The 3369-nt window shown below is 55.6% G+C and carries 4 protein-coding genes; all 4 read right to left on the bottom strand.

Annotation, left to right across the window (positions count from 1 at the left end; translation table 11 throughout):
- Positions 1–71: 71 nt before the first annotated feature.
- Positions 72–809, bottom strand: coding sequence for a Fe-S cluster assembly protein HesB (locus H6F43_RS00330; RefSeq protein WP_347272350.1), 738 nt, complete (start codon positions 807–809; stop codon positions 72–74).
- A gap of 243 nt (positions 810–1052) precedes the next feature.
- Complete coding sequence (cobA, locus tag H6F43_RS00325) at positions 1053–1826, bottom strand: uroporphyrinogen-III C-methyltransferase (protein ID WP_190340051.1); 774 nt, start codon at positions 1824–1826, stop codon at positions 1053–1055.
- Between the two features lie 51 nt (positions 1827–1877).
- Positions 1878–2729 carry a sirohydrochlorin chelatase gene (locus H6F43_RS00320; RefSeq protein ID WP_190340050.1) on the bottom strand — a complete coding sequence of 284 codons (852 nt, stop codon included), beginning with the start codon at positions 2727–2729 and terminating at the stop codon, positions 1878–1880.
- A gap of 181 nt (positions 2730–2910) precedes the next feature.
- A partial coding sequence (locus H6F43_RS00315; RefSeq protein WP_190340049.1) for a DNA starvation/stationary phase protection protein occupies positions 2911–3369 on the bottom strand: 459 nt, incomplete at its 5' end.

Here is a 3369-nt window from a genome sequence, read left to right as displayed (position 1 = left end):
CAACACCTGAAACGCTGATGCAACCGATCATTCACAATTACGAATTGCGAATTACGAATTGCTATCTACAGCTAATGACGGCTCGCTGCCTGCACCTGCGCCTGACCATGCGGGCACAGATCCAGAACGACACAGCGATCGCACGCGGGCTTCGTGTAGTAGCAACAGCGCTGCCCGTGCAGCATGAGTACTTCATGGTTGTCGTAAACCTGCTGGGCGCTCCAGTCTTCGGGAAGCTGCGCTTCCAGTAGCGCGTGCGAGGGACCCACCGCGACGCTAGCGGGAATCAGTGCCAGTCGTACCGCCACGCGATGGTGATGGCTATCGACAGGCAAAGCGCGCCGCCGCAGCCGACTAAAGCAAAGCACCGCCGCGCTGGTTTTGGGTCCCACTCCCGGTAGTTCTTCTAACCACGATCTCGCCTCTGGCACGGGCATTTCTGCCAAAAAATCTAACGACAGTTCACCTCGCCGATCGCCAATTAACCGCAGCACCTGCTGAATTCGTGGGGCTTTCTGATCGGCCCAAGTCGCAGGCGCGATCGCCGCTTCCACCTCGTTTACCGGGGCATCTCGCACGGTTTCCCAAGTGGGGAACTGAGCACGCAGTTGCTTGTAGGCACGATCAGAGTCGCGATTTTTCGTTCGGTGCGACAGCAGCGCCGAAATCAGTTCGCTCAATGGGTCCAAGCTATGAAAATAAGCGATCGGACAGCCATACTCCTCGCAGAGGCGAGCGTGAACGAGGAGCGCTTTCTGCTGAAGGTCGGCGGAGACGGTGGGAACGATCGTGGATTTACGAGGGCTCACTAGGCGTGTATTCGATAAGAGATCACTGGCTTGTCGCTTCAGGGAGCAATTGTTGTTCTGCGATCGCCTCGCTACAATTCAGACAAGCCGTTCGCGGAGTTGGTCACTATGCTACAGAACAACCCGTTGCAGTTCCTCCCAACAGAGGAGGACTTGCCAGTTATATCAATTCGGAATTCGCAATTTAGAATTGCTACCGCTCGATTGCGTCAAGTGCGTGCTAGAGATCGAGGGTTCTCTGTCTCAAACGTCCTGATGTGCCTGGATCGGGCGGCAGCCTGCCAATACGGAATGGAGAGTGACGACTGAACCAATGATCGCGATCGCCGGAGCGCCAAAATTTGCGGCTTCTACCTGCTGCACGATCGTCCCTAGCGTGCCCACCAACTCTTCCTGCTCTGGGCGGGTTCCCCAGCGCACCAGCGCCACTGGAGTTTGGGAATCCATGCCAGCGGTTTTCAGCTCCTCCGTGATGTACGTGAGATTATGGATGCCCATGTAAATGACGATCGTCTCGGACCCGTGCGCGATCGCCTGCCAGTTTACCGCTGGGCGGTACTTTCCTGCGCCCTCGTGTCCGGTAACAAAGGTCACGGAGGAGCTGTGGGCACGATGGGTTAGTGGTATCCCTGCGTAGGCAGGTGCGGCAATTCCTGACGTGATGCCGGGAACTACTTCTACCGAGATGCCTGCGCTAACCAACTCTTCCATTTCCTCGCCGCCGCGCCCGAACACAAACGGATCACCGCCCTTCAGCCGCACAACGATCGCGGCTTGGTTCGCCTTCTGAATCAGCAGTTCGGTAATGTCCTCCTGCATCATAGAGTGCATGCCCTTCCGTTTTCCAGCGTCAATTTGTTCTGCCTGCGGATTAATCATCGCCAGAATCGCGGCGCTAACCAGTGCGTCGTACACCACGACATCCGCGCATTCCAGCAGCGTTTTACCTTTTAGCGTCAGTAAACCAGGGTCTCCAGGTCCAGCACCGACCAAATAAACTTTGCCTGAATCTTGCATGAAAACCGTAGGAAGAAGAAAAAGGACAGGCAGCGCGGCTCGCAACAACGCCTACGCTCGAACGGTGTCGCTGGCTGATTCACCAGCATCGCACAACTCCACCAGCAAATCAGCAATTTCAGCGCTGGCATCGAGCGGAGCCGTGAGCTGTAGATCTAGCGTAGGAAACTGCTGCGCCAGCGCCTCGACCCGCTGAGCGATCGCATCCGTAATGCCTCCAGAAAACAGGAAGTACGGTAGGATAGCAACTCTACTCAAGCCAAGCTGTATCAAGCTTTGCAGACGCGACTCCAAGCTGGGCGGCACAGACCAGTACGCCGATAGCGCACCCAGCCGCTCTGCCATTGCCTCGATCGGCTGATTGGCTCCAGCACGACGGCTCCCGTGCGCCAGCAAAATCCAGGCTTCGACCGGGAGGGTTGCCATCCGCTCGGTAATCACCCGCTGTAGCTTGGGATGCGAGCCGAGATGGGGATGGAGATCGATCGTGACTTGCTGCCCCAATGCCTGCTGCGCGAGGGCGAGTTCAGCGGGAATGTCCTCCATGACATGCACGCCAGCCAGCAGAAACAGCGGCAGCACGACTAATCGCACGGGGGTTAAGGTCGGTAAAAGCGTTTGGGCAAACTGTTCAATCTGTTGATGCAGCGGCAGGGGATGCCCTTCTAGGCTGGCGATTCCAACGTGCGGCTGTAGCGTAGCCGTCGCAGATCCAGCAACCGGGCGAGGTGGCGCGTCGATCGTCCAGAGGCTCCGCTCACCACCTACTACGCCCAGGGTGCTGCTTTCTTGAGCATGTTGAAGGCGCTGCGCCACCAGTTGGGCAAGTGTTTGTGCGGCAAGGGGCGGACGAGGATCGCGGCTTCCGTGAAAGACCAGCAGATACGCGACAGGGTGTTGCAAGAGGATGTGCTTGAGACTAAAGATGTTTAAATTCTATCGTTAACGGCGCAAAGGATTGTAGCGATACCCACACCGTGAAGGCGATCAACACGGCAGGAGTCAGAACATGGTCGAGGTAACTGTTCCTCCACCGTTCTAACTCCTGCTAGCAGATGAACTGCGTAGAATTAGCTAGTTTTGGCTAATTGTTCGTTGTTTGAACGTATGCCAAGGTCAGACTATCGTGCGCGAGGAAGTGCGCCAGGTGAAACGCACGATCTTCAGTTTCTAAAAGAATTTGTTCGTAGAGATAGCGCGTTGCACGATCGCCTAAGCTTTCTGCCTGAGCCGCTTGGCGACGAATTAAACTAATGATTGATTGCTCGGCTTGCAAATCGTTTTGCACCATTTGCCGAGACGAGAATGCGCCGTCCGATTCGGGTGTAAAGCAACACAGCTGCGCAAGCTTAGTGAAGCTTGCAGCCGGAGTTCCACCTAACCCATCAAGCCGCTCGCCGATTTTATGAACATAGCCTTGCACCTGTTCATAGCTTTCCGAGAAGAATTCGTGCAGCGAGTAAAATTCAGCACCTTCGACGACAAAATGGTGCTTTTGATACTGTAAATACAGAGCTTGGAAGCTAGCGAGTGCAATATTTAA

The organism is Leptolyngbya sp. FACHB-36 (assembly GCF_014695955.1).
In the GTDB taxonomy this organism is placed as follows: Bacteria; Cyanobacteriota; Cyanobacteriia; order Leptolyngbyales; family Leptolyngbyaceae; genus FACHB-36.
This window is presented reverse-complemented; position numbering and strand designations above follow the sequence as displayed.